General features: G+C 29.6%; 1 protein-coding gene. It reads left to right on the top strand.

Translation table 11 applies throughout. The features are described 5' to 3' along the window. The coding region (locus LKL37_RS23065) for a hypothetical protein (RefSeq protein WP_431612584.1) at window positions 1-257 on the top strand (257 nt) is incomplete at both ends.

Below are 257 nucleotides of genomic sequence, written 5' to 3'. Positions count from 1 at the left end.
ATACGACCTATTTTACGAGGCAGAGACATAAAACGATATTCTTATAATTTTGAAGATTTGTGGATAATTAATTCACACAATGGTTACAAGGATCATGATGGTAATCAGATAGATAGAATTAATATAGAAGACTACCCTGCAATAAAAAAGCACTTGGATAATTATTGGAATCATATTGAAAAACGTTCCGATAAAGGATACACTCCATACAATTTGAGAAATTGTGCATATATGGAGGATTTTTCTAAACATAAAAT

Source organism: Chryseobacterium sp. 'Rf worker isolate 10' (assembly GCF_050753305.1).
Classification (GTDB): Bacteria; Bacteroidota; Bacteroidia; order Flavobacteriales; family Weeksellaceae; genus Chryseobacterium.
The sequence above is the reverse complement of the archived record's forward strand: the minus strand, read 5'-3'. Positions and strand labels throughout refer to the sequence as shown.